37 protein-coding genes and 1 pseudogene are annotated in these 26,194 nt (G+C 68.7%); 32 read left to right on the top strand and 6 right to left on the bottom strand.

Annotated elements, in window-relative coordinates:
• Window positions 1-51: 51 nt before the first annotated feature.
• Genes IEX89_RS04740 through IEX89_RS04730 form a run of 3 tightly spaced genes read right to left on the bottom strand, consistent with a single transcriptional unit; the run spans window position 52 to window position 4,318 of the window.
• On the bottom strand, window positions 52-897 hold the full coding sequence (locus tag IEX89_RS04740; RefSeq protein ID WP_188910179.1) for a 23S rRNA (adenine(2030)-N(6))-methyltransferase RlmJ: 846 nt from the start codon (window positions 895-897) through the stop codon (window positions 52-54).
• Window positions 894-2,414, bottom strand: a complete 1,521-nt coding sequence (gene trpE / locus IEX89_RS04735) for an anthranilate synthase component I (protein ID WP_188910177.1) — start codon at window positions 2,412-2,414, stop codon at window positions 894-896. The genes IEX89_RS04740 and trpE overlap by 4 nt, the downstream gene beginning before the upstream one ends.
• Window positions 2,414-4,318, bottom strand: coding sequence for a peptidylprolyl isomerase (locus tag IEX89_RS04730; RefSeq protein ID WP_188910175.1), 1,905 nt, complete (start codon window positions 4,316-4,318; stop codon window positions 2,414-2,416). The genes trpE and IEX89_RS04730 overlap by 1 nt, the downstream gene beginning before the upstream one ends.
• Before the next feature lie 171 nt (window positions 4,319-4,489).
• Between IEX89_RS04730 and IEX89_RS04725 the strand changes: the two genes are divergently transcribed.
• Window positions 4,490-5,005: a disulfide bond formation protein B gene (locus IEX89_RS04725; RefSeq protein ID WP_188910174.1), complete on the top strand. Its 516-nt coding sequence runs from the start codon at window positions 4,490-4,492 to the stop codon at window positions 5,003-5,005.
• A gap of 4 nt (window positions 5,006-5,009) precedes the next feature.
• Here the strand turns inward: IEX89_RS04725 and IEX89_RS04720 are convergent, their stop codons facing one another.
• Window positions 5,010-5,579, bottom strand: coding sequence for an HNH endonuclease (locus tag IEX89_RS04720; protein ID WP_244645097.1), 570 nt, complete (start codon window positions 5,577-5,579; stop codon window positions 5,010-5,012).
• Between the two features lie 233 nt (window positions 5,580-5,812).
• Window positions 5,813-6,040 (bottom strand): hypothetical protein, encoded by a 228-nt coding sequence (locus tag IEX89_RS04715; RefSeq protein ID WP_188910172.1) that lies wholly within the window; start codon window positions 6,038-6,040, stop codon window positions 5,813-5,815.
• A gap of 558 nt (window positions 6,041-6,598) precedes the next feature.
• Between IEX89_RS04715 and rpsL the strand changes: the two genes are divergently transcribed.
• From rpsL to rplQ, 31 genes are all read left to right on the top strand, one after another.
• A complete protein-coding gene (gene rpsL, locus IEX89_RS04710) occupies window positions 6,599-6,970 on the top strand; it encodes a 30S ribosomal protein S12 (protein ID WP_029032354.1) in 372 nt (123 codons plus the stop codon).
• 36 nt (window positions 6,971-7,006) lie between these two features.
• On the top strand, window positions 7,007-7,477 hold the full coding sequence (gene rpsG / locus IEX89_RS04705) for a 30S ribosomal protein S7 (protein WP_188910170.1): 471 nt from the start codon (window positions 7,007-7,009) through the stop codon (window positions 7,475-7,477).
• Between the two features lie 36 nt (window positions 7,478-7,513).
• Entirely contained in the window at window positions 7,514-9,595 is a 2,082-nt protein-coding gene (fusA, locus tag IEX89_RS04700; protein WP_188910162.1) for an elongation factor G, read from the top strand.
• 57 nt (window positions 9,596-9,652) lie between these two features.
• Window positions 9,653-10,843, top strand: coding sequence for an elongation factor Tu (tuf, locus tag IEX89_RS04695; RefSeq protein WP_188910160.1), 1,191 nt, complete (start codon window positions 9,653-9,655; stop codon window positions 10,841-10,843).
• 104 nt (window positions 10,844-10,947) lie between these two features.
• Window positions 10,948-11,256: a 30S ribosomal protein S10 gene (gene rpsJ, locus IEX89_RS04690; protein ID WP_029031924.1), complete on the top strand. Its 309-nt coding sequence runs from the start codon at window positions 10,948-10,950 to the stop codon at window positions 11,254-11,256.
• Window positions 11,257-11,305: 49 nt separating this feature from the next.
• A complete protein-coding gene (gene rplC, locus IEX89_RS04685) occupies window positions 11,306-12,055 on the top strand; it encodes a 50S ribosomal protein L3 (RefSeq protein WP_188910157.1) in 750 nt (249 codons plus the stop codon).
• Window positions 12,055-12,675 carry a 50S ribosomal protein L4 gene (rplD, locus tag IEX89_RS04680; protein ID WP_188910155.1) on the top strand — a complete coding sequence of 207 codons (621 nt, stop codon included), beginning with the start codon at window positions 12,055-12,057 and terminating at the stop codon, window positions 12,673-12,675. Before rplC ends, rplD begins: the two co-directional genes overlap by 1 nt.
• Window positions 12,672-12,968: a 50S ribosomal protein L23 gene (locus IEX89_RS04675; protein WP_188910153.1), complete on the top strand. Its 297-nt coding sequence runs from the start codon at window positions 12,672-12,674 to the stop codon at window positions 12,966-12,968. The genes rplD and IEX89_RS04675 overlap by 4 nt, the downstream gene beginning before the upstream one ends.
• A 16-nt stretch (window positions 12,969-12,984) precedes the next feature.
• Window positions 12,985-13,824 carry a 50S ribosomal protein L2 gene (rplB, locus tag IEX89_RS04670; RefSeq protein WP_188910151.1) on the top strand — a complete coding sequence of 280 codons (840 nt, stop codon included), beginning with the start codon at window positions 12,985-12,987 and terminating at the stop codon, window positions 13,822-13,824.
• A gap of 10 nt (window positions 13,825-13,834) precedes the next feature.
• Entirely contained in the window at window positions 13,835-14,113 is a 279-nt protein-coding gene (gene rpsS / locus IEX89_RS04665) for a 30S ribosomal protein S19 (RefSeq protein WP_188910149.1), read from the top strand.
• A 1-nt stretch (window position 14,114) separates the two neighbouring features.
• Window positions 14,115-14,492, top strand: coding sequence for a 50S ribosomal protein L22 (gene rplV / locus IEX89_RS04660; protein ID WP_188910147.1), 378 nt, complete (start codon window positions 14,115-14,117; stop codon window positions 14,490-14,492).
• 10 nt (window positions 14,493-14,502) lie between these two features.
• Window positions 14,503-15,246 (top strand): 30S ribosomal protein S3, encoded by a 744-nt coding sequence (gene rpsC, locus IEX89_RS04655; RefSeq protein ID WP_188910141.1) that lies wholly within the window; start codon window positions 14,503-14,505, stop codon window positions 15,244-15,246.
• A 24-nt stretch (window positions 15,247-15,270) separates the two neighbouring features.
• Window positions 15,271-15,684, top strand: coding sequence for a 50S ribosomal protein L16 (gene rplP, locus IEX89_RS04650; protein ID WP_188910139.1), 414 nt, complete (start codon window positions 15,271-15,273; stop codon window positions 15,682-15,684).
• Window positions 15,685-15,695: 11 nt separating this feature from the next.
• Window positions 15,696-15,911 carry a 50S ribosomal protein L29 gene (rpmC, locus tag IEX89_RS04645; protein ID WP_188910137.1) on the top strand — a complete coding sequence of 72 codons (216 nt, stop codon included), beginning with the start codon at window positions 15,696-15,698 and terminating at the stop codon, window positions 15,909-15,911.
• A 12-nt stretch (window positions 15,912-15,923) separates the two neighbouring features.
• Complete coding sequence (rpsQ, locus tag IEX89_RS04640) at window positions 15,924-16,166, top strand: 30S ribosomal protein S17 (protein ID WP_188910135.1); 243 nt, start codon at window positions 15,924-15,926, stop codon at window positions 16,164-16,166.
• 159 nt (window positions 16,167-16,325) lie between these two features.
• On the top strand, window positions 16,326-16,694 hold the full coding sequence (gene rplN / locus IEX89_RS04635) for a 50S ribosomal protein L14 (protein WP_188910133.1): 369 nt from the start codon (window positions 16,326-16,328) through the stop codon (window positions 16,692-16,694).
• Window positions 16,694-17,011, top strand: a complete 318-nt coding sequence (gene rplX / locus IEX89_RS04630; RefSeq protein WP_188910132.1) for a 50S ribosomal protein L24 — start codon at window positions 16,694-16,696, stop codon at window positions 17,009-17,011. Before rplN ends, rplX begins: the two co-directional genes overlap by 1 nt.
• Complete coding sequence (gene rplE / locus IEX89_RS04625) at window positions 17,004-17,564, top strand: 50S ribosomal protein L5 (RefSeq protein WP_188910129.1); 561 nt, start codon at window positions 17,004-17,006, stop codon at window positions 17,562-17,564. Before rplX ends, rplE begins: the two co-directional genes overlap by 8 nt.
• A gap of 39 nt (window positions 17,565-17,603) precedes the next feature.
• A complete protein-coding gene (gene rpsN, locus IEX89_RS04620; protein WP_188910128.1) occupies window positions 17,604-17,909 on the top strand; it encodes a 30S ribosomal protein S14 in 306 nt (101 codons plus the stop codon).
• Window positions 17,910-17,921: 12 nt separating this feature from the next.
• Entirely contained in the window at window positions 17,922-18,320 is a 399-nt protein-coding gene (gene rpsH / locus IEX89_RS04615) for a 30S ribosomal protein S8 (RefSeq protein ID WP_188910120.1), read from the top strand.
• Between the two features lie 34 nt (window positions 18,321-18,354).
• Complete coding sequence (rplF, locus tag IEX89_RS04610) at window positions 18,355-18,888, top strand: 50S ribosomal protein L6 (protein WP_188910118.1); 534 nt, start codon at window positions 18,355-18,357, stop codon at window positions 18,886-18,888.
• Window positions 18,889-18,899: 11 nt separating this feature from the next.
• Window positions 18,900-19,262 carry a 50S ribosomal protein L18 gene (gene rplR, locus IEX89_RS04605; RefSeq protein WP_188910116.1) on the top strand — a complete coding sequence of 121 codons (363 nt, stop codon included), beginning with the start codon at window positions 18,900-18,902 and terminating at the stop codon, window positions 19,260-19,262.
• Window positions 19,263-19,459: 197 nt separating this feature from the next.
• Window positions 19,460-20,020: a 30S ribosomal protein S5 gene (gene rpsE / locus IEX89_RS04600; protein ID WP_188910114.1), complete on the top strand. Its 561-nt coding sequence runs from the start codon at window positions 19,460-19,462 to the stop codon at window positions 20,018-20,020.
• 11 nt (window positions 20,021-20,031) lie between these two features.
• The gene (gene rpmD / locus IEX89_RS04595) at window positions 20,032-20,217 is read left to right on the top strand and encodes a 50S ribosomal protein L30 (RefSeq protein WP_188910112.1); all 186 of its coding nucleotides are present in this window, start codon (window positions 20,032-20,034) and stop codon (window positions 20,215-20,217) included.
• Between the two features lie 13 nt (window positions 20,218-20,230).
• Entirely contained in the window at window positions 20,231-20,707 is a 477-nt protein-coding gene (gene rplO, locus IEX89_RS04590) for a 50S ribosomal protein L15 (RefSeq protein ID WP_188910110.1), read from the top strand.
• A 134-nt stretch (window positions 20,708-20,841) separates the two neighbouring features.
• Window positions 20,842-22,182: a preprotein translocase subunit SecY gene (gene secY, locus IEX89_RS04585; RefSeq protein WP_188910108.1), complete on the top strand. Its 1,341-nt coding sequence runs from the start codon at window positions 20,842-20,844 to the stop codon at window positions 22,180-22,182.
• Between the two features lie 98 nt (window positions 22,183-22,280).
• Window positions 22,281-22,871, top strand: a complete 591-nt coding sequence (locus tag IEX89_RS04580; protein ID WP_188910106.1) for an adenylate kinase — start codon at window positions 22,281-22,283, stop codon at window positions 22,869-22,871.
• A gap of 229 nt (window positions 22,872-23,100) precedes the next feature.
• Window positions 23,101-23,469 carry a 30S ribosomal protein S13 gene (gene rpsM, locus IEX89_RS04575; protein ID WP_188910104.1) on the top strand — a complete coding sequence of 123 codons (369 nt, stop codon included), beginning with the start codon at window positions 23,101-23,103 and terminating at the stop codon, window positions 23,467-23,469.
• Between the two features lie 78 nt (window positions 23,470-23,547).
• The gene (rpsK, locus tag IEX89_RS04570) at window positions 23,548-23,937 is read left to right on the top strand and encodes a 30S ribosomal protein S11 (RefSeq protein ID WP_188910102.1); all 390 of its coding nucleotides are present in this window, start codon (window positions 23,548-23,550) and stop codon (window positions 23,935-23,937) included.
• Between the two features lie 117 nt (window positions 23,938-24,054).
• Window positions 24,055-25,071, top strand: a complete 1,017-nt coding sequence (locus IEX89_RS04565) for a DNA-directed RNA polymerase subunit alpha (RefSeq protein WP_188910100.1) — start codon at window positions 24,055-24,057, stop codon at window positions 25,069-25,071.
• A gap of 124 nt (window positions 25,072-25,195) precedes the next feature.
• Window positions 25,196-25,615, top strand: coding sequence for a 50S ribosomal protein L17 (gene rplQ / locus IEX89_RS04560; protein ID WP_188910098.1), 420 nt, complete (start codon window positions 25,196-25,198; stop codon window positions 25,613-25,615).
• A 144-nt stretch (window positions 25,616-25,759) separates the two neighbouring features.
• On the opposite strand, the pseudogene IEX89_RS04555 reads toward rplQ, so the two are convergent.
• Window positions 25,760-26,077 (bottom strand): annotated as a pseudogene (locus IEX89_RS04555) (endonuclease domain-containing protein); the annotation flags it as partial.
• Between the last annotated feature and the right edge of the window lie 117 nt (window positions 26,078-26,194).

The raw sequence follows: 26,194 nt of genomic DNA, 5'->3' as shown, positions 1-26,194 counted from the left end.
GGGACCCCTTGTCACACGCGGATGCGCGCGCCGGCAAGCGCGCGCCCGGGCTCACGGCGCTGCGCCTATGCGCACGACGCGCGACGAGCCCTTGCCCGCGCGACCGAGCCGCTGCGCCAGCGCGGGCAGCAGGAGCCGCGCCTCGTCCTCCAGCGTGAAGGGCGGGTTGATGACGAAGAGCCCGCAGCCGTTCAGCCGGTCGACGCGCTTCGTGTCGTCGACGAGGAGCTCTAGCCGCAGGCCCGGCCTTGCGAGGCCCCGGAACTGCGCGGCCGCGCGATCGGCCTCGCGCGGATCCTTGATCGGGTACCAGCCGGCATAGACGCCGGTGGGCCATTTGCCCGTGGCGGCGACGAGTGCGCGGGCGAGGCGGTCGAGCTCGCCCGGCGCCTCGAAGGGCGGATCGACGAGGACGAGGCCGCGCTTCTCCTTGGGCGGGATGAGGCTCGTGAGCGCCGTCCAGCCGTCGAGAGCCAGCACCTTGAGGTTCGCCGCCGTCTCGTAGCGGGCGGTCAGCGTCGCCGCGTCCTGCGGATGCAGCTCGACGAGGATGCCGCGGTCCTGCCGGCGCAGCATCTCGCGCGCGAGGGCGGGCGAGCCGGGATAGGCGCTCTCGCCGTGGCGCGCACGCACGGCGGCGAGCGCTTCGCGATACGGCGCGAGCAGCGCCTCCACCTCCGGCGCGAACGGCTCGTCGAGACGCCCGATGCCGGCCTGCGCCTCGCCCGTACGCTGCGCCTCGTCGGCGGCGAGGTCGTAGAGGCCGATACCCGCATGCGTATCGATGTAGCGGTAGGCGGCCTCCTTGCGCGCGAGATAGGCGTGGAGGCGCGCGAGAACAGCGTGCTTCATCACGTCGGCGAAATTGCCGGCATGGAAGGCGTGGCGATAGTTCATTGGCCGCGGCGCGCGCGGCTGGCGAAGCGCACCGCGTCCTCGGCGGCGCGGAAGAGCGCCTTCGCCTTGTTGACGCATTCCATGCGCTCGGAGGCGGGAACGCTGTCGTAGACCACGCCCGCGCCCGCCTGGACGTGCATGCGCCCGTCCTTAACCACGGCGGTGCGCAGCACGATGCAGGTGTCCATCTCGCCGTCGGCGCCGAAATAGCCGATGCAGCCGGCATAAGGCCCGCGCTTGTCGCGCTCGAGCTCGTCGATGATCTCCATCGCCCGCACCTTGGGTGCGCCGGACACCGTGCCCGCCGGGAAGCCGGCCACGAGCGCATCGAGCGCGTCGCGGCGCGGGTCGAGGCGCCCGACCACGTTCGAGACGATGTGCATGACCTGAGAATAGTATTCGAGGAAGAACGAATCCGTCACCCGCACGGAGCCGAGCTCGGAGACGCGCCCCGCATCGTTGCGCCCGAGATCGAGCAGCATCAGGTGCTCGGCGCGCTCCTTGGGATCGGCGAGGAGATCGCGCGCATTCGCCTCGTCCTCTGCGGGCGTCGCGCCGCGCGGGCGCGTGCCGGCGATGGGGCGGATCGTCACCTCGCCCGCCCGCACGCGCACCAGGATCTCCGGCGAGGAGACCACGATCTGGTAGTCCTCGAAATCGAGGTAGCACAGGAACGGCGAGGGATTCGTGCGCCGGAGCGAGCGATAGAGCGCCAGGGCGGGCAGCGGGAAGGCCGCCTCGAATCGCTGCGAGAGCACCACCTGGAAGATGTCGCCGGCGCGGATGTATTCCTTCGCCCGCTCGACCATGCCCTCGTAGACGTCGTCGGGCGTGTTCGAGACGATGTCGATCGCCGTCGTGTCGGCGATCTCGGCGCGCGCCTCCGCGGGAAGCGGCGCCTCCAGCGCCTCGACGACGCTCTCGAGCCGGCCGAGCGCACTCTCGTAGGCCGCCTTCGCCGAGGTGCCGGGCTTGGGGCGAACGGGGGCGACGAGGCTGATCTCGTCGCGCACGGCGTCGAAGACGATCATCACGGTGGGGCGCACGAGCACGGCGTCCGGCACGTCGAGCACGTCGGGATTGGGCGGGCCGAGCCGCTCCATCTCGCGCACCATGTCGTAGCCGAGATAGCCGAACAGTCCCGCCGCCATCGGCGGCAGGTCGCCCTCGTGGGGAATGCGGCTCTCGGCGATGAGGGCGCGCAGGCTGTCGAGCGGCGCGCGCGCGTCGGGCTCGAAGAGCCCTTCGCCCGAGAGCGCGGCGCGGTCGATGGCGCACGCCCCGTCGCGGCAGCGCCAGATCAGGTCCGGCGCGACCCCGATCATGGAATAGCGTCCGCGGGTCGCGCCGCCCTCCACCGATTCGAGCAGAAAGGCCGGCCCGGTCTTCGCCCGCCGCAGCTTCAGGAAGGCGGCGACGGGCGTCTCGAGGTCGGCGACGAGGCGCGTCGCGACGAGGGAGGGCCGCCCCGCCTCGTAGGAAGCGGCGACCTCCTCGAAGGCGGGGGCGACCTCCATCAGAAGGCTCCGCCGCGCACCGCCGCATCGAAGGCGGCCTGATCGATCTCGGCGCCGAGCTCCGTCTGCAGATAGGCGAGGTACTGCTCGAGCACGTCCTGCGTCAGGAACTCGGACATGCGCGCGTCGATCTCCTCGGCCTGCGGCGTGGTGGTGAGGTAGTCCGGCGCGCTCGCCTCGGTGACGCGGTAGACGACGCGCTCCGTCTCGCCGAGCGGCGCAGAGCCGGGCTCGCCGACGCGGGTGGCGAAGAGGCGCGTCACCGCGGGCTCGGTGAGGGGCGCCGCCGCCTGGCCGCGGGCGAGGCCTTCCGCGCGCGCGACGGTCAGCCCGGTCTCGGCGGCGACGTCGTCCAGCGTCGCGCCGCCCTCCAGCTGCTCGACTATGGTGCGCGCGCGCTCCGTGAGCGCCTCGGCCACCTGCTCGTCGCGCCACGCCGCGACTACCTCGTCGCGCACCTCCGAGAGCTCGCGGTCGCGGGCGGGCTCGATGGCGGTGACGTCGTACCAGACGTACCCGCCGCCCTCGGTGCGGAGCGCGAGGTTGTCGACGCCGATACCGGTCTCGTAGAGCGCCGGCAGCAGCCCCTGGCGTGCCGGCAGCTCGACGGGCGTGCCCTCCGGGCCGAGGCCCTGGCGATCCACCGCTTCGATCGTCAGGAGATCGAGGCCGCGCTCGGCGGCGATGTCGGAGAGCGGGATCGCGGCGGCGCGCTGGTCCTCCACCGCGTCGTAGACGTCGCGGATGCGGTCGGTGGCGCGCTCGAGCGCGATCTCCATGCGCAGCGCCTCGTCCACCTCGTCGATAGGCTGCACCGATTCGGGCTCGACCGCGGTCACGCGCACGAGCGAGGACCCGAAGCGCCCGGCGACGGGCTCGCTCACCGCGCCCTCCTCGAGGCCGAAGGCGGCCTCGGCCACGGCCGGGTCGAGGATCTCCGAGCGGGCGAGCGTGCCCAGGTCGAGGACGTCCGGCGCGACCTCGCGCTCGGCGGCGAGCGCCTCGAACGTGGTCTCGCCGCTCGCGATGCGCGCGGCGGCCGCCGCGGCTTCCTCCTCGCTCGGGAAGGGGATGCGCTGGATGGTGCGGCGCTCGGGCGTGCCGAATCGCGCCGTCGCCACGTCCTCGTAGCGCGCCGCGACGGCGTCGTCCTCGATCGACGCGGGATCGGCGATGGCCTCCGGCGAGATCGCCAGCACCTGGGCCGCGCGGTATTCCGGCGCGCGCCACTGGCTGCGGCGCTCGGAGAAGAAGCTCTCCAGCGTCGTCTCGTCGGGCTCGGCGATCTCGCCGGCGAGGCTTTCGGGCAGCACGACGTAGTCCGCCGCACGGCGCTCCGAATCGTAGCGGTGGATCGCCTCCTGCGCGGCCACCGGTGCGCCGATGCCGGCGCCCACCGCCTCGACGATGGCGCGGCGCTCGAGCTCGCGCGCCTGCTCGAAGACGAACATCTGCTCGGACATGCCGGCGAGCGAGAGGAAGCGCCGGAAGGCATTGGCGTCGAACTGGCCACCCGCCTGGAAGGTCGGATCGTCGGCGATGGAGCGCGCGACGAGGGCATCGCCCGCGCGGATGCCGAGCTCGCGGGCGCGCTCGCTCAGCACCGCCTCCGTCGCGATCTGCCCCAGCACCTGCTGATCGATGCCGAAGAGCTGCGCCTGCTCGGGCGTGATCGGCTGGCCGAGCTGCGCCGACAATCGCCTGATCTGGCGCGTGTAGGCGTCGCGCACGGTCTGCGCGTCGATCTCGGTATCGCCGACGCGCACCACCGTGGTCGAGGCGCCGCCGCGGAAGATGTCGCCGATGCCCCACACGGCGAAGGAGAGGATGAGCAGCGTGAAGAGCACGGCCGCGACGGCCTTGCCGACCCAGGTCTTACCGACGTTGCGAAGGTTCTGCAGCATGGGGCGTCCCGTTGTTCCAGACGGGAGCGATTAGCGCATAAAGCGCCCCCGCGAAAGCCCGCGACGGCGCGACGCTTCCGTCGGCGCGCCCGGCGCGCTATTGAGCCGCCGGATTCCCCTGCCCGAACCCCGCTAACGGGCCCCTCGCATCGGAGCGCGCGGCACGACCTCATGACAGCCTCTCCCGTCGACCTCCTGCGCGACCGGCGTCTCGTCGCGCTGCTGATCACCCTCGTCGCGGGGGCGACGATCGCCACCGCGCTCGTCTTCCAATACGGGCTCGGCTACCTGCCCTGCGCGCTGTGCCTCCTGCAACGCTGGCCCTATTACGTCGCGCTGCCGCTGGGGCTCGTGGCGATCGCGCTTTCGGGCCGGCCGGCTGCGGGGCGCGGGCTCGTGGCGCTGCTCGGGCTCGTCTTCGTCGTGTCAGCCGGGCTCGGCATCTACCATGCGGGCGTCGAATGGGACTTCTGGCTCGGCCCGGCCGATTGCGGCGGGGCGGCCGCGCCGGCGGCGGCGTCCATGGACGACTTCCTCGCCCAGCTCGACACCGTGCGCGTCGTCTCCTGCACGGACGCGGCGTGGCGCTTCCTCGGCCTCTCCATGGCCGGCTGGAACGCGGTGATCTCCGCGGGGCTCGCGATGATCGCGTTCGCGAGCGCGGCCATGGGTGCCCGGCGCACCTGAGCCCTCACGGTTCCAGCTCGGTGTCCCAGTAGAGGTAGTCCATCCAGCTGTGGTGGAGGTAGTTCGGCGGGAAGTGCCGGCCGTTCTGGTGGAGATCCGCCAAGGAGGGCGCGAAGGGCGCCTGGCGGGGAATCATCTCGGCGTCCCGCGGCAGGCGGTCGCCCTTGCGCAGGTTGCAGGGCGAGCAGGCGGCGACGACGTTCTCCCAGGTGGTCTGCCCGCCCTTGGAGCGGGGAATCACGTGGTCGAAGGTCAATTCCTCGCGGGCGCCGCAATATTGGCAGGTGAATCGGTCGCGGAGAAAGACGTTGAAGCGCGTGAAGGCCGGGATGCGCGTCGGCTTCACGTAGGTCTTGAGCGAGACGACGGAGGGAAGCCGCATCTCGAAGGTGGGACTTCGCACCGTCTTGTCGTAATGCGAGACGATGTTCACCCGATCGAGAAACACCGCCTTGATGGTGTCCTGCCAGCACCAGACCGACAGGGGATAATAGCTCAAAGGCCGATAATCGGCGTTGAGCACGAGGGCCGGACAGGCGTCCGGCCGGACGATCGGCTGAACGTGTACGCTCACGTCACCTCCTCCGGCGGGGAGGGGATCGCTCCACGCTCCCGTCCGGAAAATCTACTCCCATCGTGACAGCCTTGTGAAGGCTCGTTCGCGCCGCAGGCCGTGCGGGGCGACGAAAGTGTGAGAGCCGGCGCGCACGAACGCCCGCGAGCGCGCCGGGGAGCGCGCGCGGGCGGCGCGGAAAGCGTGGCAAAGATTTAAGAATGCGCGTCGCAGCGCGCGGACGCCCGCGTGCCTCAGGCCATCGTGTCGACGTAGCGGCCCTGGCCGGGCGGAGGCGGCGCCGGCTCGCGCGGGGGCGCCGCGGCGGGTTCGGCATTGGCCTCTTGCATGGTGGCGAGGCTCGCCTCGACCAGGCGATTCGCGTCCGCGGTCTCGCCGGCGCGCTTGAGCGCCTGCATGGCGAAGTCGGTCCGGCTCGAGGACCAGGCGGCCGACAGGCCCGCCGTCGCGTCGATGCTCATGGCTGTCTCCTCTCGCCCGTCCCGATCCGTCTCCTTAAGCAACGCCCGTGAATCCTTCGTTGACGGCGAGCACGGCATGCGCGACATCGTGCGGGCGCCACGAACGGGGTGCGACCGCGCGAAACGGGGGCGAAGTCTCGGTTTTCCGGTTGACTCGGGGTTCGACCACCCTTATGTAGCGCGGACTTCCGGCGGGCCGTAGGTTCGCAGAGTCGATGCGCCGAGCGTCGACCCAAGCGTCCTAGACGCCGCCGAAACTCAATGATCGTCTCACAGACGTCATCTTTTGGGGCACGACCGCGGGTCTCACGATCCTCGGTCCTCTGCGTGGCGTCGCGCCTCAGGTCTCACCCGGACCCGACGGCGCGAATTCGCTTTGCGTCGACGGTCGCCGGAACACGGGCAAGTCCCGTCGGCGACCCGAACGATGCGGCGCGCTGCGCGACGGTGAATGCGTGAAGGGCCCGGGCGGGCCGCGGGACGGGGGTTCCGAGGTCGCCGGGTTCGGGTTCGAGGAACGAGCGGCCGCCGCGAGCGGCCGAGACGAGAGGGCAGAGGATGCCGACCATCTCCCAGCTGATCCGCAAGCCGCGGACGGCCCAGAAGGCGCGCAACAAGGTCCCGGCGCTGGAAGCGTGCCCGCAGAAGCGCGGCGTGTGCACCCGCGTCTACACGACGACGCCGAAGAAGCCGAACTCCGCGCTGCGCAAGGTCGCGAAGGTGCGCCTGACGAACGGCTTCGAGGTCATCGGCTACATTCCGGGCGAGGGTCACAACCTCCAGGAACACTCCGTGGTGATGATCCGCGGCGGCCGCGTTAAGGACTTGCCGGGCGTGCGTTACCACATCCTGCGCGGCGTCCTCGACACCCAGGGCGTCAAGAACCGCAAGCAGCGCCGTTCCAAGTACGGCGCCAAGCGTCCGAAGTAATCCGGTCGCCGAGAAGTTTCAGGACGGAGCCATCGCATGTCCCGCCGCCACAGCGCCGAAAAGCGTGAAATCAACCCGGATCCGAAGTACGGCGATCTCGTGCTGTCGAAGTTCATGAACTCGATCATGTACGACGGCAAGAAGTCGGCCGCGGAGACGATCGTCTACGGCGCCTTCGACCTCGTCGAGAGCCGCATGAAGACGGACCCGCTGGAGGTCTTCAAGGCCGCCCTCGAGAACGTCGCTCCGGCGATCGAGGTCCGCTCCCGCCGCGTCGGCGGCGCCACCTACCAGGTGCCGGTCGAGGTTCGTCCGGAGCGTCGCCAGGCGCTCGCGATCCGCTGGCTGATCACGGCGGCGCGCGCCCGCAACGACCGTACCATGGTCGAGCGTCTCGCCGCCGAGCTGTCGGACGCCGCTCAGAACCGCGGCAGCGCGGTCAAGAAGCGCGAAGACACGCACCGCATGGCCGAGGCCAACCGCGCCTTCTCGCATTACCGCTGGTAATCGAGACGCGGACACGAGATCGAACGGAGAGACGTGATGCCTCGCGAGCACGACATCAAGGACTACCGTAACTTCGGGATCATGGCCCACATCGACGCGGGCAAGACGACCACGACGGAACGGATCCTCTTCTACACCGGCAAGTCCCACAAGATCGGCGAGGTGCACGACGGCGCCGCGACGATGGATTGGATGACGCAGGAGCAGGAGCGCGGCATCACGATCACGTCCGCCGCGACGACGTGCTTCTGGCGCGGTCACCGCCTCAACATCATCGACACCCCCGGGCACGTCGACTTCACCATCGAGGTCGAGCGTTCGCTGCGCGTGCTCGACGGCGCGGTGTGCGTCCTCGACGGCAACCAGGGCGTCGAGCCGCAGACCGAGACGGTGTGGCGCCAGGCCGACAAGTACGACGTCCCGCGCGTCGTCTTCGTGAACAAGATGGACAAGATCGGCGCCGACTTCTTCAAGTGCGTCGCCGACATCGTCAAGCGCGTGGCCGGCAAGCCGGTCTGCCTGCAGCTGCCGATCGGTGCCGAGAGCGACTTCAAGGGCGTGATCGACCTCGTCCGCATGAAGGCGATCGTCTGGCTCGAGGAGTCGCTCGGCGCCAAGTTCGTCGAGGAGGCGATCCCCGCCGACCTCGAGGAGCTGTCGAAGGAATACCGCACGAAGCTGGTCGAGGCCTGCGTCGAGCTCGACGACGACGCCATGGCCGCGTATCTCGAGGGGCAGGAGCCCTCCGAGGAGGAGCTCGTGCGCCTCATCCGCAAGGCGGTGCAGGATCGTGCCTTCCACCCGGTCCTGTGCGGCTCGGCCTTCAAGAACAAGGGCGTTCAGCCCCTGCTCGACGCGGTGGTCGACTACCTGCCGTCGCCGCTCGATCGCGGCGCGGTGAAGGGCCTCGTGCCCGAGTCCGACCCCGAGGAGCCGCTGACGCGCGAGCCCGACGACAAGGCGCCGTTCTCGCTGCTCGCCTTCAAGATCATGGACGACCCCTTCGTCGGCACGATCACCTTCTGCCGCATCTATTCCGGCACGGTGCTCGCGGGCTCGACGGTGCTCAACTCCACCTCCGGCAAGAAGGAGCGCATCGGCCGCATGCTGCTGATGCACGCCAACAACCGCGAGGACATCAAGGAGGCCTCCGCCGGCGACATCGTCGCCATCGCGGGCCTCAAGGAGACGCGCACCGGCGACACGCTGTGCGATCCGCTGAAGCCGGCGCTCCTCGAGAAGATGGAGTTCCCCGAGCCCGTCATCGAGATCGCCATCGAGCCGAAGTCGAAGGCGGACCAGGAGAAGCTCGGCATCGCGCTCTCGAAGCTCGCCGCCGAGGACCCCTCCTTCCGTGTCTCGACGGACTCCGAGTCCGGCCAGACCATCCTCAAGGGCATGGGCGAGCTCCATCTCGACATCAAGGTCGACATCCTGCGCCGCACCTACAAGGTCGACGCGAATGTCGGCGCCCCGCAGGTGGCCTATCGCGAGACGATCACCCGCAAGGCCGAGATCGACTACACCCACAAGAAGCAGACCGGCGGCACGGGCCAGTTCGCCCGCGTCAAGCTCGTGGTCGAGCCCAACGAGGCCGGCGGCGGCTACCAGTTCGAGTCGAAGATCGTGGGCGGCTCGGTGCCGAAGGAGTACATCCCCGGCGTCGAGAAGGGCATCAACTCGGTCATGGGCGCGGGCGTCGTCGCCGGCTTCCCGATCGTGGACTTCAAGGTGCAGCTCATCGACGGCGCCTTCCACGAGGTCGACTCCTCGGTGCTGGCCTTCGAGATCGCCACCCGCGCGGCCATGCGCGAGGCGCTCCAGAAGGGCGCGTCGGTGCTGCTCGAGCCGGTGATGAAGGTCGAGGTCGTGACCCCCGAGGAGTACACGGGCTCGGTCATCGGCGACCTGAACTCGCGGCGCGGCCAGATCCAGGGCCAGGACATGCGCGGCAACGCCGTGGTGATCAACGCCTTCGTGCCGCTGGCCAACATGTTCGGCTACGTGAACACGCTGCGCTCCATGAGCCAGGGGCGCGCGAACTACACGATGCTGTTCGATCACTACGAGCAGGTGCCCTCGAACGTGGCCGCCGAGGTCCAGGCGAAGTTCGCGTGAGCGAGCGTCGCCGGATCTCATCCCTGCTAACATCTTCAAGAACGAATGGGTGCCACCATGGCTAAGGCAAAATTCGAGCGTACGAAGCCGCACTGCAACATCGGGACGATCGGTCACGTCGATCACGGCAAGACGTCCCTGACGGCGGCGATCACGAAGGTTCTGGCCGAGACGGGCGGTGCGACGTTCACGGCGTACGACGCGATCGACAAGGCTCCGGAGGAGAAGGCGCGCGGCATCACGATCTCGACGGCGCACGTCGAGTACGAGACGTCGAACCGCCACTACGCGCACGTCGACTGCCCCGGGCACGCCGACTACGTGAAGAACATGATCACGGGTGCGGCGCAGATGGACGGCGGCATCCTCGTTGTGTCGGCGGCGGACGGCCCGATGCCTCAGACGCGCGAGCACATCCTGCTCGCCCGCCAGGTGGGCGTGCCGGCGCTGGTCGTGTTCATGAACAAGGTGGACATGGTCGACGACGAGGAGCTCCTGGAGCTCGTCGAGCTCGAGATCCGCGAGCTGCTGTCGTCCTACGAGTTCCCGGGCGACGACATCCCGATCACCAAGGGCTCGGCTCTGATGGCTCTCGAGGACAAGCGTCCCGAGATCGGCAAGGAGGCGATCCTCAAGCTGATGCAGACGGTCGACGAGTACATCCCGACGCCGGAGCGCCCGATCGACCAGCCGTTCCTGATGCCGATCGAGGACGTGTTCTCGATCTCGGGCCGCGGCACGGTGGTGACGGGTCGCGTCGAGCGCGGCATCGTGAAGGTTGGCGAGGAAGTCGAGATCGTCGGCATCCGCGACACCGTCAAGACGACCGTCACGGGCGTCGAGATGTTCCGCAAGCTGCTCGACCAGGGCCAGGCCGGCGACAACGTCGGCGTGCTTCTGCGCGGCACCAAGCGCGAGGACGTCGAGCGCGGCCAGGTGGTCTGCAAGCCGGGCTCGGTGAAGCCGCACAAGAAGTTCACCGCCGAGGCGTACATCCTCACCAAGGAGGAGGGCGGTCGTCACACGCCGTTCTTCAACAACTACCGCCCGCAGTTCTACTTCCGCACGACGGACGTGACCGGCATGGTCAAGCTGCCCGAGGGCACCGAGATGGTGATGCCGGGCGACAACGTGCAGATGGAGGTCGAGCTGATCGCGCCGATCGCCATGGAGGAGAAGCTGCGCTTCGCCATCCGCGAGGGTGGCCGCACCGTGGGCGCCGGCGTCGTCGCCGCGGTCCTGGACTGAGGCTCGAGGCAGCGTGAGGACGCGGCCGCGAGCGACGCGGCCGCGTTTTCCGTCCCGCGGCGGGGATCACCCGCGCGGGTCACGTGAGGAAGACGGGGCAACCCATGAACGGTCAGAATATTCGTATCCGCCTCAAGGCGTTCGATCACCGGGTGCTTGACGCCTCGACGCGCGAGATCGTGTCGACCGCGAAGCGGACGGGGGCGCAGGTTCGTGGGCCCATCCCGCTGCCGACGCGTCTCGAGCGCTTCACGGTGCTGCGCTCGCCGCACATCGACAAGAAGTCGCGCGAGCAGTTCGAGATGCGCACGCACAAGCGCGTCCTGGACATCGTGGACCCCACCCCGCAGACCGTGGACGCGCTCATGAAGCTCGACCTCGCCGCGGGCGTGGACGTGGAGATCAAGCTCTGAGGCCCCAGGGGCTCTCAGAGACAGGCATCAACGCCGAGAGGGAACGCACATGCGCTCAGGCGTCATCGCGCAAAAGATCGGCATGACCCGCGTCTTCACCGACGCCGGAGAGCATGTCCCGGTCACCGTCCTCAAGCTCGACCAGTGCCAGGTCGTGGCTCATCGGACGATGGACAAGAACGGCTACGTCGCGCTGCAGGTCGGCGCCGGCCTCGCCAAGGTGAAGAACGTCTCCAAGGCCGAGCGCGGGCGGTTCGCCGTCGCCAAGGTGGAGCCGAAGCGCAAGATCGCCGAGTTCCGCGTGTCCGAGGACGCGCTGATCCCGGTCGGCGCCGAGATCACCGCGGACCACTTCGTCCCGGGGCAGTTCGTCGACGTGACGGGCACCTCGAAGGGTAAGGGCTTCGCGGGCGGCATGAAGCGCTGGAACTTCGCGGGCCTTCGCGCCTCGCACGGCGTGTCCGTGTCGCATCGCTCGATCGGCTCGACCGGCGGTCGTCAGGACCCCGGCAAGACGTTCAAGGGCAAGAAGATGCCGGGTCACCTCGGCGTCGATCGCGTGACGACCCAGAACCTGCGCGTCGTCCAGACCGACGTCGAGCGCGGCCTGATCCTCGTCGAGGGCGCCGTTCCCGGCGTCGACGGCGGCTGGATCTTCGTGCGGGACGCCGTGAAGCGCGCGCTCCCGGCGGATGTGCCGATGCCCGGCAAGTTCCGTGAGAACGGGGCCAGCGAGGCGCCGGCCGAGGCCGCGCCCGATTCCCAGGCTCCTCTCGCTCAGACCGAGGAGAACGCGTGATGAAGCTCGCGATCACCACGTTGGACGGCGGCAGCGCCGGCGAGGTCGAGCTCGACGACGCGATCTTCGGTCTCGAGCCCCGCGCCGACATCCTGCAGCGCATGGTCCGCTGGCAGCTCGCCAAGCGCCAGGCGGGGACCCACAAGGTCAAGAACCGCGGCGAGATCGCCCGGACGACCAAGAAGGTCTACCGTCAGAAGGGCACCGGTAACGCCCGCCACGGCTCGGCGCGCGTCGCCCAGTTCCGCGGCGGCGGACGCGCCTTCGGTCCGGTCGTGCGCTCGCACGCCCACGACCTGCCCAAGAAGGTCCGCGCGCTGGCTCTGCGCCATGCGCTGTCCTCCAAGGCCCAGGCCTCCTCGTTGATCGTCGTCGACGACATCGTGGCGAACGAGCCCAAGACGAAGGCGCTCCGCGAGCGCTTCGCCAAGCTCGATCTCACGAACGCGCTGATCATCGGCGGTGCCGAGCTCGACGTGAACTTCAAGCTCGCCTCGCGCTCGATCCCGAACATCGACGTCCTGCCGATCCAGGGCATCAACGTCTACGACATCCTGCGCCGCGAGAAGCTCGTGCTGACCAAGGCCGCCGTCGATGCGCTGGAGGCGCGGTTCAAATGAGCATGGATCCACGCCATTACGACGTGATCGTCGCTCCCGTGATCACGGAGAAGTCGACGAACCTGTCCGAGCAGAACAAGGTCGTGTTCAAGGTCGCCATCGACGCGACCAAGCCGCAGATCAAGACGGCCGTCGAGAAGCTCTTCGACGTCAAGGTCAAGGCCGTGAACACGCTCGTGACCAAGGGCAAGACCAAGGTCTTCCGCGGCACGCGCGGCCGTCGCTCGGACGTCAAGAAGGCGATCGTGACCCTCGAGGAGGGGCACTCGATCGACGTCACCACGGGCCTGTGAGGAAGGGATCTCCACAATGGCTTTGAAGCATTTCAAGCCCATCACGCCCGGCCTCCGTCAGCTCGTCATCGTCGACCGCAAGGGCCTCTACAAGGGCAAGCCGGTCAAGGCGCTCACGGAAGGCCTGTCGCAGAAGGGCGGCCGCAACAACACGGGCCGGGTCACCGTCCGCTTCCGCGGCGGCGGCCACAAGCGGACCTACCGCGTCGTCGACTTCAAGCGCCGCGCGCGCCTGGGCGAGACGGCGACGGTGGAGCGGATCGAGTACGATCCCAACCGCTCGGCCTACATCGCGCTGATCCGATACGAGGACGGGACGCAGTCCTACATCCTCGCGCCGCAGCGCCTCTCGGCGGGCGACACGGTCACCGCCGGCGACAAGTCCGACATCAAGCCGGGCAACGCCCTGCCGCTGTCGGCCATCCCCGTCGGCACGATCGTGCACAACATCGAGCTGAAGATCGGCAAGGGCGGCGCGATGGCGCGCTCGGCGGGCTCCTACGGGCAGATCGTCGGCCGCGACCAGGGCTACGTCTCCATCCGGCTGACGTCGGGCGAGCAGCGCCTGGTCCACGGCCAGTGCTTCGCGACGGTGGGCGCGGTCTCGAACCCCGACCACATGAACACGTCGATGGGCAAGGCGGGCCGCAATCGCTGGCTCGGCCGTCGCCCGCACAATCGCGGCGTCGCGATGAACCCGATCGACCACCCGCACGGCGGCGGCGAGGGCCGCACCTCGGGCGGCCGTCACCCGGTCACCCCGTGGGGCAAGCCCACCAAGGGCCGCAAGACGCGGTCCAACAAGCGGACGGACAAGTTCATCGTCTCGAGCCGCCACGCCCGCAAGAAGAGGTGAGGACAGAGCCATGGCGCGTTCCATCTGGAAGGGTCCGTTCGTCGACGGCTACCTTCTCAAGAAGGCCGAGGCGGCCCGCTCGTCCGGTCGCAACGAGGTGATCAAGATCTGGAGCCGTCGCTCCACGATCCTGCCTCAGTTCGTCGGCCTCACCTTCGGGGTCTACAACGGTCAGAAGCACATTCCCGTCTACGTGACGGAGGAGATGGTGGGTCACAAGTTCGGCGAGTTCTCGCCGACCCGCACCTTCTCCGGCCACGCGGCGGACAAGAAGGCGAAGAGGCGCTGACATGGGCAAGCCCGCTCAAACCCGCTCGCTGCCGAGCAACGAGGCCCGGGCCGTGCTGCGCATGCTGCGCATCAGCCCGCAGAAGCTCAATCTCGTCGCGGGTCTCATCCGCGGCAAGAAGGTCGGCGTCGCGCTCGCGGATCTCGAGTTCTCCAAGAAGCGCATCGCGCGCGACGTGAAGAAGTGCCTCGAGAGCGCCATCGCCAACGCCGAGAACAACCACGACCTCGACGTCGACGATCTCGTCGTCAAGGAAGCGTTCGTGGGCAAGGCGCTCGTCATGAAGCGCTTCCACGCTCGTGCCCGCGGGCGCGGCGCGCGGATCATGAAGCCCTTCTCGAACCTCACGATCGTGGTTCGCGAAGAAGCGCAGGCCTGAGGAGGATACGATGGGTCACAAGGTCAACCCGATCGGGCTGCGTCTGGGCATCAACCGCACCTGGGACAGCCGCTGGTTCGCCGAGAAGGGCGAGTACGCCCGGCTGCTGCACGAGGACATCGCCATCCGCGACGCCCTCATGAAGCAGCTCAAGCAGGCGGCCGTCTCGCGCATCGTCATCGAGCGTCCGCACCGCAAGTGCCGCGTCACGATCCACTCGGCTCGCCCGGGCGTCGTCATCGGCAAGAAGGGCGCGGACATCGAGAAGCTCCGCAAGCTCGTCGGCCGCATGACCAAGGCCGAGGTGACGATCAACATCGTCGAGGTGCGCAAGCCCGAGACGGACGCGACGCTCATCGCCGATTCGATCGCCCAGCAGCTCGAGCGCCGCGTGGCGTTCCGTCGCGCCATGAAGCGCGCCGTGCAGTCGGCGATGCGTCTGGGCGCCGAGGGCATCCGCATCAACTGCGCCGGCCGTCTCGGCGGCGCGGAGATCGCGCGCCTCGAGTGGTATCGCGAGGGCCGCGTGCCGCTGCACACGCTGCGCGCGGACGTGGATTACGGCGTCGGAACGGCGTTCACCACCTACGGCACGTGCGGCATCAAGGTGTGGGTGTTCAAGGGCGAGATCCTCGAGCACGACCCGATGGCGCAGGAGCGCCGCATGACCGAGGAGAGCGGCCGCCCGGGCGGCGATCGTGAGCGTGGTCCGCGTCGCGAGCGCGACCGGGATCGCGAGCGCGAGAGCGCCTGACGCTCGAGGCATCTGGAGGCAGCCATGTTGCAACCCAAGAAGACCAAGTTCCGTAAGCAGTTCAAGGGGCGCATCCATGGCGCCGCCAAGGGCGGCACGGAGCTTAACTTCGGCCAATACGGCCTCAAGGCCGTGGAGCCGGAGCGTATCACCGCGCGCCAGATCGAGGCCGCCCGTCGCGCCATCACCCGTCAGATGAAGCGTCAGGGTCGCGTCTGGATCCGCGTGTTCCCGGACGTCCCGGTGACGGCGAAGCCGACCGAGGTGCGTATGGGTAAGGGCAAGGGCTCGCCCGAATATTGGGCGGCCCGCGTCAAGCCCGGGCGCATCATGTTCGAGATCGACGGCGTCGCCGAGGACATCGCCCGCGAGGCGCTGCGCCTCGCCGCGGCGAAGCTGCCGATCCGCACGCGCTTCGTGCAGCGCATCGCCGATTGAGGAGGGATGAGATGAAGTCGAACGAGCGTCTGTCCGACATCAAGGCGATGACCGCGGACCAGCTGCAGGACGAGCTCCTGAAGCTGAAGAAGGAGCAGTTCAACCTGCGCTTTCAGCGGGCCACGGGGCAGCTCGAGAACACCGCGCGCGTGGCGCAGGTCCGCAAGGACATCGCCCGGGTCAAGACGATCCAGCGCCAGAAGCAGGCCGCCGAGGCCGCCGCCTGAGGATACGAGATCATGCCGAAGCGCGTTTTGCAGGGCGTCGTCGTCAGCGACAAGCAGGACAGGACCATCGTCGTGAAGGTCGAGCGACGCTTCACGCACCCGCTGCTGAAGAAGACCGTCCGCCGCACGAAGAACTACCACGCTCACGACGAGAACAACTCGGCCAAGGTCGGGGACATCGTTCTCATCGAGGAGACGCGGCCCATGTCGAAGCTGAAGTGCTGGGCGCTCGTCCAGCCCGAGGCGCAGGGCTGAATCTCTCCGTGAGAGACTTGTGCGGGACGGGCGCTTCCTGTATGGGAGCGCCCTTCTCGCGATCATGAGCAGGGGGCGCGAGACCCCCGTCAGAAGTAGTCCGGCCGGGCAATCCCGCTCGCGCCGGAAACCTTTTGAGACAAGGAAAGGATCAAGGCCATGATCCAGATGCAGACGAACCTCGACGTCGCCGACAATTCCGGCGCCCGTCGCGTGATGTGCATCAAGGTCCTGGGCGGCTCCAAGCGCAAGTACGCCTCCGTGGGCGACATCATCGTCGTCTCCGTCAAGGAAGCCATTCCGCGCGGCCGCGTGAAGAAGGGCGACGTGATGAAGGCGGTCGTGGTGCGCACCGCCAAGGACATCCGCCGCGCCGACGGGTCGGTCATCCGCTTCGACAAGAACGCGGCCGTCCTCATCAACAACAACAAGGAGCCGGTCGGCACCCGTATCTTCGGACCGGTCCCCCGCGAGCTGCGCGCGAAGAACCACATGAAGATCATCTCGCTGGCGCCGGAGGTGCTGTGATGGCGGCGAAGATCAAGAAGGGCGACCAGGTCGTCCTCCTCACCGGCCGGGACAAGGGCAAGAGCGGCGAGGTCGTCCGCGTCATGCCCAAGGAGACGCGCGCCCTCGTGCGCGGCGTCAACCTCGTGAAGCGCCACCAGCGCCAGACGGCGCAGCAGGAGGGCGGCATCGTCACGAAGGAGGCGCCCATCCACCTGTCGAACCTCGCGATCAGGGATCCGAAGGACGGCAAGCCCACCCGCGTCGGCTTCAAGGTCCTGGACGACGGGCGCAAGGTCCGCTTCGCGAAGCGCTCGGGAGATCTGATCGATGGCTGAGATGAACGGCTACACGCCCCGGATGAAGCAGCACTACGACGAGGTGGTGCGCCCGGGCCTGATCGAGAAGTTCGGCTACAAGAACCCCATGGAAGTGCCGACGATCGAGAAGATCGTCATCAACATGGGCGTGGGCGAGTCGACCGCCGATTCCAAGAAGGCGACCTCGGCCGCGGGCGACCTCGCCCTCATCGCCGGTCAGGCGCCGGTGATCACCCGGGCCCGCAAGGCCATCGCCACCTTCAAGGTGCGCGAGGGCATGCCGCTCGGCTGCAAGGTCACCCTGCGCAAGACGCGCATGTACGAGTTCCTGGACCGCATGGTCACGATCGCGCTCCCGCGCGTTCGCGACTTCCGCGGCCTCAACCCCAAGTCCTTCGACGGCCGCGGCAACTTCGCCATGGGCATCAAGGAGCACATCGTGTTCCCCGAGATCAACTACGATCGCGCGGAGCAGATCTGGGGCATGGACGTCATCGTCACGACGACCGCCAAGACCGACGACGAGGCGCGCGAGCTGCTGCGCCTCTTCAACTTCCCGTTCCGGCAGTGAGGCCGTTCGGTCTCAAACGCGGACACCGGAGAGGAATTCATGGCTAAGAAGTCTCACATCGAGAAGAACAAGCGCCGCCAGCGCATGGTCAAGCAATGGGCCGGGCGGCGTGAGCGGCTCCTCGCGACGGCCAACGACGAGTCGTTGCCGATGGAGGAGCGCTTCGAGGCGCGCCTCAAGCTCGCGGAGATCCCGCGCAACGCCAACCCCACGCGCGTTCGCAATCGCTGCGAGGTGACGGGTCGGCCGCGTGCGTACTACCGCAAGCTCGGCATGTCGCGCGTCGCGCTCCGCGAGCTCGGGTCCCGGGGTCTCATCCCCGGCCTCGTGAAGTCGAGCTGGTAAGGAGGACGCATCATGGCGATCAACGATCCGCTCGGCGATATGCTCACCCGCATCCGCAACGCGCAGCTGCGCCGCCGTCCGTCCGTGTCGACGCCCGGCTCGAAGCTCCGCGCGCGCGTTCTCGACGTGCTCAAGTCCGAGGGCTACATCCGCGACTACTCGGTCGCGGAGTTCGGCAACGGCCGGACCGAGTTCTCGATCGAGCTCAAGTATTACGACGGCGCTCCGGTCATCAAGACCATCGAGCGCGTGTCGAAGCCCGGCCGCCGGGTGTACATGTCCATCGACACGATGCCCCGCTTCGCGGACGGCCTCGGCACGGTGATCCTGTCCACCTCTCGCGGCGTCATGGCCGACCACGAGGCGCGCGACGCCAACGTGGGCGGCGAAGTGCTCTGCCGCGTCTTCTGACGCGCGGGCGATCTCGGAACCGAAGGAGAGCGACATGTCTCGCGTAGGCAAGAAGCCGGTCCCGGTCCCGCAGGGCGTCACCGCGTCCGTGGACGGTCAGACCGTGAAGATGAAGGGGTCGAAGGGCGAGCTCTCGTTCGTCGTCCCCGAGGAAGTGTCGGTCGCGATGGAGGACGGCGCCGTCGCCGTCCAGCCCCGCGAGACGACGAAGGTGGCCCGCTCCAAGTGGGGCCTCTCGCGCGCCATGATCGCGAACATCGCGACGGGCGTGTCCAAGGGCTTCGAGCGCAAGCTCGAGATCAACGGCGTCGGCTACCGCGCCGCGGTGCAGGGCAAGACGCTCAAGCTCGCGCTCGGCTACAGCCACGACGTCGATTTCGCGATCCCCGCGGACATCAACATCGTGACGCCCAAGCCGACCGAGATCGTGATCTCGGGCATCGACAAGCAGCGCGTCGGCCAGGTGGCGGCGGTCATCCGCGGCTATCGCGGTCCCGAGCCCTACAAGGGCAAGGGCGTGAAGTACGCCGACGAGACGATCTTCCGCAAGGAAGGCAAGAAGAAGTAAGGACGCGAGCCATGGCGAAGAACCTCGATGCCGTCGCGCGCCGCAAGGCCCGCGTCCGCAAGGCCATCAAGTCGGTGGCCAACGGCCGTCCGCGTCTGTCGGTCTTCCGTTCGTCGAAGCAGATCTACGCTCAGATCATCGACGATGCGCAAGGGCACACGCTCGCGTCCGCGTCCTCCCTCGAGAAGGACCTGCGCGAAAAGCTGAAGACCGGCGCCGACACGGCGGCGGCCGCGGAGATCGGCAAGCTCGTCGCCGAGCGTGCCAAGGCCGCCGGCGTGACCAAGGTCGTGTTCGACCGGTCGGGCTACATCTATCACGGCCGCGTCAAGGCGCTGGCCGATGCGGCTCGCGAGGGCGGGCTGGAATTCTGATCGGGATGGGCGTATAGCCCACCCGTGATCGAGACGGCAGCGCGCGGGAGGGCCATCGAGCCCGGCCCGCGCGGAGCCATGACGGCGGCAAGCAACAAGGGGAGGGGGCGCGCCTGCGCTCCCGGGCGCGCGGGACTCCTCCCGGCGCCGATCCCCGGCAGCGAGCGGGAGCCGCCGCCCGCGCCAGTGAGAGAGACATGGCGAGAGAAAGAGACAGGCAGGATCGCGAGGAGCGCGACAGCGAGTTCGTCGACCGCCTCGTGCACATCAACCGTGTCGCCAAGGTGGTGAAGGGCGGCCGGCGCTTCGGCTTCGCCGCCCTCGTCGTCGTCGGCGACCAGAAGGGCCGCGTCGGCTTCGGCCACGGCAAGGCCCGCGAGGTCCCCGAGGCGATCCGCAAGGCGACGGAAGCGGCCAAGCGCGGCCTCGTGCGCGTTCCGCTGCGCGAGGGTCGCACGCTCCACCACGACGTCGCGGGCCGTCACGGCGCCGGCAAGGTGGTGATGCGCGCGGCGCCCGCGGGTACCGGCATCATCGCCGGCGGCCCGATGCGCGCGGTGTTCGAGGCGCTCGGCGTCCAGGACGTCGTGTCGAAGTCGCTCGGCTCCTCGAACCCCTACAACCTCGTGCGCGCCACCTTCGACGCGCTGAAGTCCGAGGACAGCCCGCGCTCCGTCGCGGCGCGTCGCGGGCTCAAGGTCTCGGCTCTGCAGGCGCGCCGTCCCGGCGGCGGCGCCGACGTCGCGGCCGAAGGCTGAGGGAGGGCGACATGGCTGAGAAGACCGTCACCGTCGAGCAGATCGGCTCCCCCATCCGCCGCGAGGCTCGTCAGCGCCAGACGCTGATCGGGCTCGGGCTCAACAAGCTGCACCGGCAGCGGACCCTCCCCGACACGCCCGCGACCCGCGGGATGATCGAGGCGGTGAAGCACCTCGTGCGCGTCGTCGAGAAGTGAGGAGGCGCACGTCATGAAGCTGAACGAACTTCGCGACAACGAAGGCGCGACCAAGAACCGCATCCGCGTGGGTCGCGGCATCGGTTCGGGCAAGGGCAAGACCGGCGGGCGTGGCGTCAAGGGCCAGAAGGCCCGTTCCGGCGTCCGCATCAAGGGCTTCGAGGGCGGTCAGATGCCGATCTATCGGCGTCTGCCCAAGCGCGGGTTCAACAACCCCGGCGCCCGCGATCTCAACGAGGTCAACGTGGGCCGCATCCAGCAGGCCGTCGACGCGGGCAAGCTCGCCACCGACGCGCCGGTCACGGTCGAGGCGCTCGTCGCCGCGGGCGTGGTCTCGCGGGTGCGCGACGGCGTCAAGATCCTCGGCGTCGGCGAGCTGACGGCGAAGCTCACCTTCCAGGTGACCGGTGCGTCGAAGTCGGCGCGCGAGGCCATCGAGAAGGCGGGCGGCAGCCTGACCCTCCTCGACGAGGCCGTTGCGCAGGCATGAGCCTGACCCCATCTTGAACGAAGCGAGCGGCGGCCCGTACGCGCGAGCGTGCGAGGCCGCCGTTCACGTCTCACAGACGTCTATCCACAGACATCACGCACGACCGATATCAGGCGCGCCTCGAGGAGGGGACGATGGCCTCAGCAGCCGAGCAGCTCGCTGCGAACTTGAACTTCGGGGCGCTGGCGCGCGCCGAGGAGCTGAAGAAGCGCATCTGGTTCACCCTGGGCGCCCTGATCGTCTATCGGCTGGGGACCTACATCCCGCTGCCGGGCATCGACCCGCAGGCGCTCGCGCAGTCCTTCGAGGCCGCGTCGACGGGCGTGCTGGGCATGTTCAACATGTTCGCCGGCGGGGCGGTGGAGCGCATGGCGATCTTCGCGCTCAACATCATGCCCTACATCTCCGCGTCGATCATCATCCAGCTCCTGACGGCGGTCTCGCCGTCGCTCGAGGCCCTCAAGAAGGAGGGCGAGAGCGGGCGCAAGGTGATCAACCAGTACACGCGCTACCTCACCGTCGTCCTCGCCGTGTTCCAGTCCTGGGGCATCGCGGTGGGGCTCTCGGCGTCGGGCGGCATCGTCGTGAACCCGGGCCCGTTCTTCATCGTCACGACGGTGATCACGCTCACCGGCGGCACGATGTTCCTGATGTGGCTGGGCGAGCAGATCACGTCGCGGGGCATCGGCAACGGCATCTCGCTCATCATCTTCGCCGGCATCGTCGCGCATCTGCCGCAGGCGACGGCGGGGCTGCTCGAGCTCGGCCGCCAGGGGGCGATCTCCACCGCCTTCATCGTCGGCGTCATCGTCATGGCGGCGGGCATCATCTACTTCGTGGTGTTCATGGAGCGCGCCCAGCGCCGGCTCCTGATCAGCTACCCGAAGCGCCAGGTCGGCAATCGCATGTACGACGGCCAGACCTCGTTCCTGCCGCTGAAGCTCAACACCGCGGGCGTGATCCCGCCGATCTTCGCCTCCTCGCTGCTGCTGCTGCCCACCACGGTGGCGAGCTTCTCGGCGGCGCAGGGCGGCGACGGCATCCTCAACACCATCGCCATCTATCTCGGCCACGGCCGGCCGGCGTTCATGGTGCTCTACGCCTCGCTGATCATCTTCTTCGCCTTCTTCTACACGGCCATCGTGTTCAACCCGGCGGAGACGGCTGACAATCTCAAGAAGCACGGCGGCTTCATCCCGGGCATCCGCCCGGGCGAGCGCACGGCGGACTACATCGACTACGTGCTCACCCGCATCACGGTGATCGGCGCGCTCTACCTCACCGTGGTTTGCCTGATACCCGAATTTCTCATTTCCTACGCGGCGCTGCCGTTCTATCTCGGCGGGACGTCGCTGCTCATCGTCGTCACGGTGACGATGGACACGGTGGCGCAAGTGCACGGGCACCTGCTCGCCCACCAGTACGAGGGCCTCGTCAAGAAGGCGAAGCTGAAGGGCGCGCGGCGCGGCCGCTGAGGCCGCCGCCCGCCTCCTCGGCGGGCGGACGTGACGGCAACGATGCGGCTTCGCGCGTGGAAGACGCGCAGGCGCGAGGAAACGCGAAGGGGACAGGGATGAGGCTGATCTTCTTGGGGCCGCCGGGCGCCGGCAAGGGCACGCAGGCCGCACGCGTCTCGGAGCGCTGGGGCATTCCCCAGCTCTCGACGGGCGACATGCTGCGCGCCGCCGTCGCCGCCGGAACGCCGGTGGGACGCGAGGCCAAGGCGATCATGGATTCGGGCGCGCTGGTGCCGGACGCGGTGGTCGTCGGCATCGTCGCCGACCGCATCGAGGAGCCCGACGCCAGGAAGGGCTTCATCCTCGACGGCTTTCCCCGCACGGTGGCCCAGGCCGACGCGCTCGACGCGATGCTCGCCGGCAAGGGCCTCGCGCTCGACACGGTGGTGGAGTTCGTCGTCGACGAGGGCATCCTCGTCGAGCGCATCGCCACCCGCGCCCGCGAGACCGAGGCGCGCGGCGAGCCCGTGCGCAAGGACGACAACCCCGAGGTCTTCAAGACTCGGCTCGAGGCCTATCGCCAGCAGACGGCGCCGCTCTCGGCGCATTATGCCGGCAAGGGGAAGATCGAGCGCATCGACGGCATGAAGCCGATCGACGAGGTCACCGAGGATCTGACGGCGCTCCTCTCGAAATACGAGAGCTGAGCGGCACGAGACGGCTTGACGCGCCGCATGCACCCGTGTATGCGGCGGTCTTCCAGCGTCGACGACGGTCCCGGCGGGCTTCGTGAGAAGCCGACCGGGACTTTGCGTGCTTCGACGACGGGTTCGCGAGAGCCCGATCCATCGCGCGAGGGCCGGCCTCCACCGGACGCGCGAGACATCAACCCGCCGCCGCCCGCCCGGGTTCGCGCGGCCCACATGGAGACGAGACGTGGCTCGTATCGCAGGCGTCAACATTCCCACCGGCAAGCGCGTGGTCATCGCGCTCCAGTACATCCACGGCATCGGGGCCAAGAAGGCCGAGGAGATCTGCGCGAAGGTCTCGATCCCGGCCGAGCGCCGCGTGAACGAGCTCACCGACGCCGAGGTGCTGCAGATCCGCGAGACCATCGACCGCGACTACGTCGTGGAGGGCGACCTGCGCCGCGAGGTGTCCATGAACATCAAGCGCATGATGGATCTGGGCGTCTATCGCGGCCTGCGTCACCGCCGCAACCTGCCGGTCCGCGGCCAGCGCACGCACACCAACGCCCGCACCCGCAAGGGCAAGGCGAAGCCGATCGCCGGCAAGAAGAAGTGATTTCCGGGCGGCCCTCGGGGGCCGCCCTTCATCCCGAGCGCCTGGAACTACGGGCGCGCCAGAAGGACACGAGAAGAGATGGCTCGAGACACCACCCGCGTCCGCCGCCGCGAACGCAAGAACATCGTTTCCGGCGTCGCGCACGTGAACGCGTCGTTCAACAACACGATGATCACCATCACCGACGCGCAGGGCAACACGATCTCCTGGTCGTCCGCCGGCATGATGGGCTTCAAGGGCTCGCGCAAGTCGACCCCCTACGCCGCCCAGGTCGCGGCCGAGGACGCCGCCCGCAAGGCCGCCGAGCACGGCATGCGCACCCTCGAGGTCGAGGTGTCGGGTCCCGGCTCCGGCCGCGAGTCGGCGCTGCGCGCGCTCCAAGCCGCGGGCTTCACGGTCACCTCCATCCGCGACGTCACGCCGATCCCCCACAACGGCTGCCGTCCGCGCAAGCGTCGCCGCGTCTGACGCGCCGTCGCCTCGCACGCCGCGCGTCCGTGCCCCGCTCTCGGGCCGGCGCGGCGCGCATCATCGGTTCGGCGCGCAGCGCCGCTCCGCCATGCCCGTCTCACGAGAGGTGAGGTCGTGATCCAGAAGAATTGGCAAGAGCTGATCAAGCCGAACAAGCTTCAGGTCAGCCCGGGCGACGACCCGAAGCGCGTCGCCACTGTCGTCGCCGAGCCCCTCGAGCGCGGCTTCGGCACTACCTTCGGCAACGCGCTGCGGCGCGTGCTCCTGTCCTCGCTCCAGGGCGCGGCCGTCACCGCCGTCCAGATCGACGGCGTGCTGCACGAGTTCTCGTCGATCCCCGGCGTGCGCGAGGACGTTACGGACATCGTCCTCAACATCAAGGCGATCGCCATCCGCATGCAGGGCGACGGGCCCAAGCGCATGACGCTGCGCAAGACGGGCCCCGGCCTCGTCACCGCGGGCGACATCAACACGGTCGGCGACGTCGAGATCCTGAACCCCGAGCTCGTTCTGTGCACCCTCGACGAGGGCGCGGAGATCCGGATGGAGTTCACGGTCGACACCGGCAAGGGCTACGTCTCGGCCGACCGCAACCGTCCCGAGGACGCGCCCATCGGCCTCATCCCGGTCGATGCGCTCTACTCGCCGGTGCGCAAGGTCTCCTACCGCGTCGAGAACACCCGCGAGGGCCAGATCCTCGACTACGACAAGCTCACGATGACGGTCGAGACCGACGGCTCGCTGACGCCGGACGATGCGCTCGCCTACGCGGCGCGCATCATCCAGGACCAGCTCGCGATCTTCGTGAACTTCGAGGAGCCCCGCAAGGACGAGCCGGCGACCGTCTCGCCGCAGCTGCCCTTCCCGCCGGCGCTGCTCAAGAAGGTGGACGAGCTCGAGCTCTCGGTTCGTTCGGCGAACTGCCTGAAGAACGACAACATCGTCTATATCGGCGACCTGATCCAGAAGACGGAAGCCGAGATGCTGCGCACGCCGAACTTCGGCCGCAAGTCCTTGAACGAGATCAAGGAAGTGCTCGCCGGCATGGGCCTGCACCTGGGCATGGAAGTGCCGGGCTGGCCGCCGGAGAACATCGAGGATCTCGCCAAGCGCTTCGAGGAGCACTACTGAGATCCCACCGCCCGCGCGGTCGCCCGCGCGGGCGCGACACCGGGACGGCGCGCACGACGCGCGCATCCCACGAAGAGGCTCGGCCGTTCCTTGGCACGGCGGCCGGCAATCAAGGAGAGCCACCATGCGTCACGGTTTCCGCGGTCGTCGTTTCAGCCGCACCCCCGAGCATCGCAAGGCGATGTTCAAGAACCTGTCCCAGGCCCTGATCAAGCACGAGCAGATCGTCACGACGCTGCCGAAGGCCAAGGACCTGCGCCCCGTCGTCGAGAAGCTGATCACGCTCGCCAAGCGCGGCGACCTGCACGCCCGTCGCCAGGCGATCGCCCGCATCCAGGACGAGACGCTGGTCACGAAGCTGTTCGACGTGCTCGGCCCGCGCTATGCGGACCGTCCGGGCGGCTACACCCGCGTCCTCAAGGCCGGCTTCCGCTACGGCGACAACGCGCCGATGGCGGTGATCGAGCTCGTGGATCGCGATCCGGATGCCAAGGGCAAGGACAGCGGCCCCTCCGCCGAGGCGGACGAGGCCGAGGCGGCCTGAGGTCGCCCGCGCCCCGCTTATCGATGATCTCGGAAGGGCGGCCCATGGGCCGCCCTTTTCGTTCGTGCGCTCGATTCTGCGGCGGGCCGCCGCGCCGCTCTCGCGAAGCTCCTCCAGGCGTCTTCCCGCCCCTTCCGGCGAGCCTCAGCGCGTGCTCGGCACGGGAGCGCCGCGTAAGCTGCCTTCGATCGTCCGGAGGACGCCCGCGAGATCCCGCTCGATCTCAATCTCGAAGAAGCGCAAGGAACGAAACCCGGCACGCGCGAGCGCCTCCGCCCGAGCCGCGGCGTCGTCATCGGCTGCCATCACCTCCCGGGCGCTGGTCTCGACCTCGACGACGAGCCGCTCGCGCAGGCAAGCGAAGTCGACGATGCGGCCGGCCAGCGGCGTCTGGCGCCGGAAGGCGTAGCCCTCGCCCCGCAGCCGTCGCAAGGCGCTCCACAGCCGCTTCTGCGCCGGCGTGGCATCCCGCCGTGATCATGTCCCGAGGCGTGGTGTAGCTGACGCGGTGCCATGGACGATCCTGGGCGTGGCCGGATCGTTCGTCAGGGCTCCATCGCTGGCAGGCTGACGGCGGGA

Origin of the sequence: Salinarimonas ramus (assembly GCF_014645695.1) — a bacterium.
Lineage (GTDB): Bacteria > Pseudomonadota > Alphaproteobacteria > Rhizobiales > Beijerinckiaceae > Salinarimonas > Salinarimonas ramus.
This window is presented reverse-complemented; position numbering and strand designations above follow the sequence as displayed.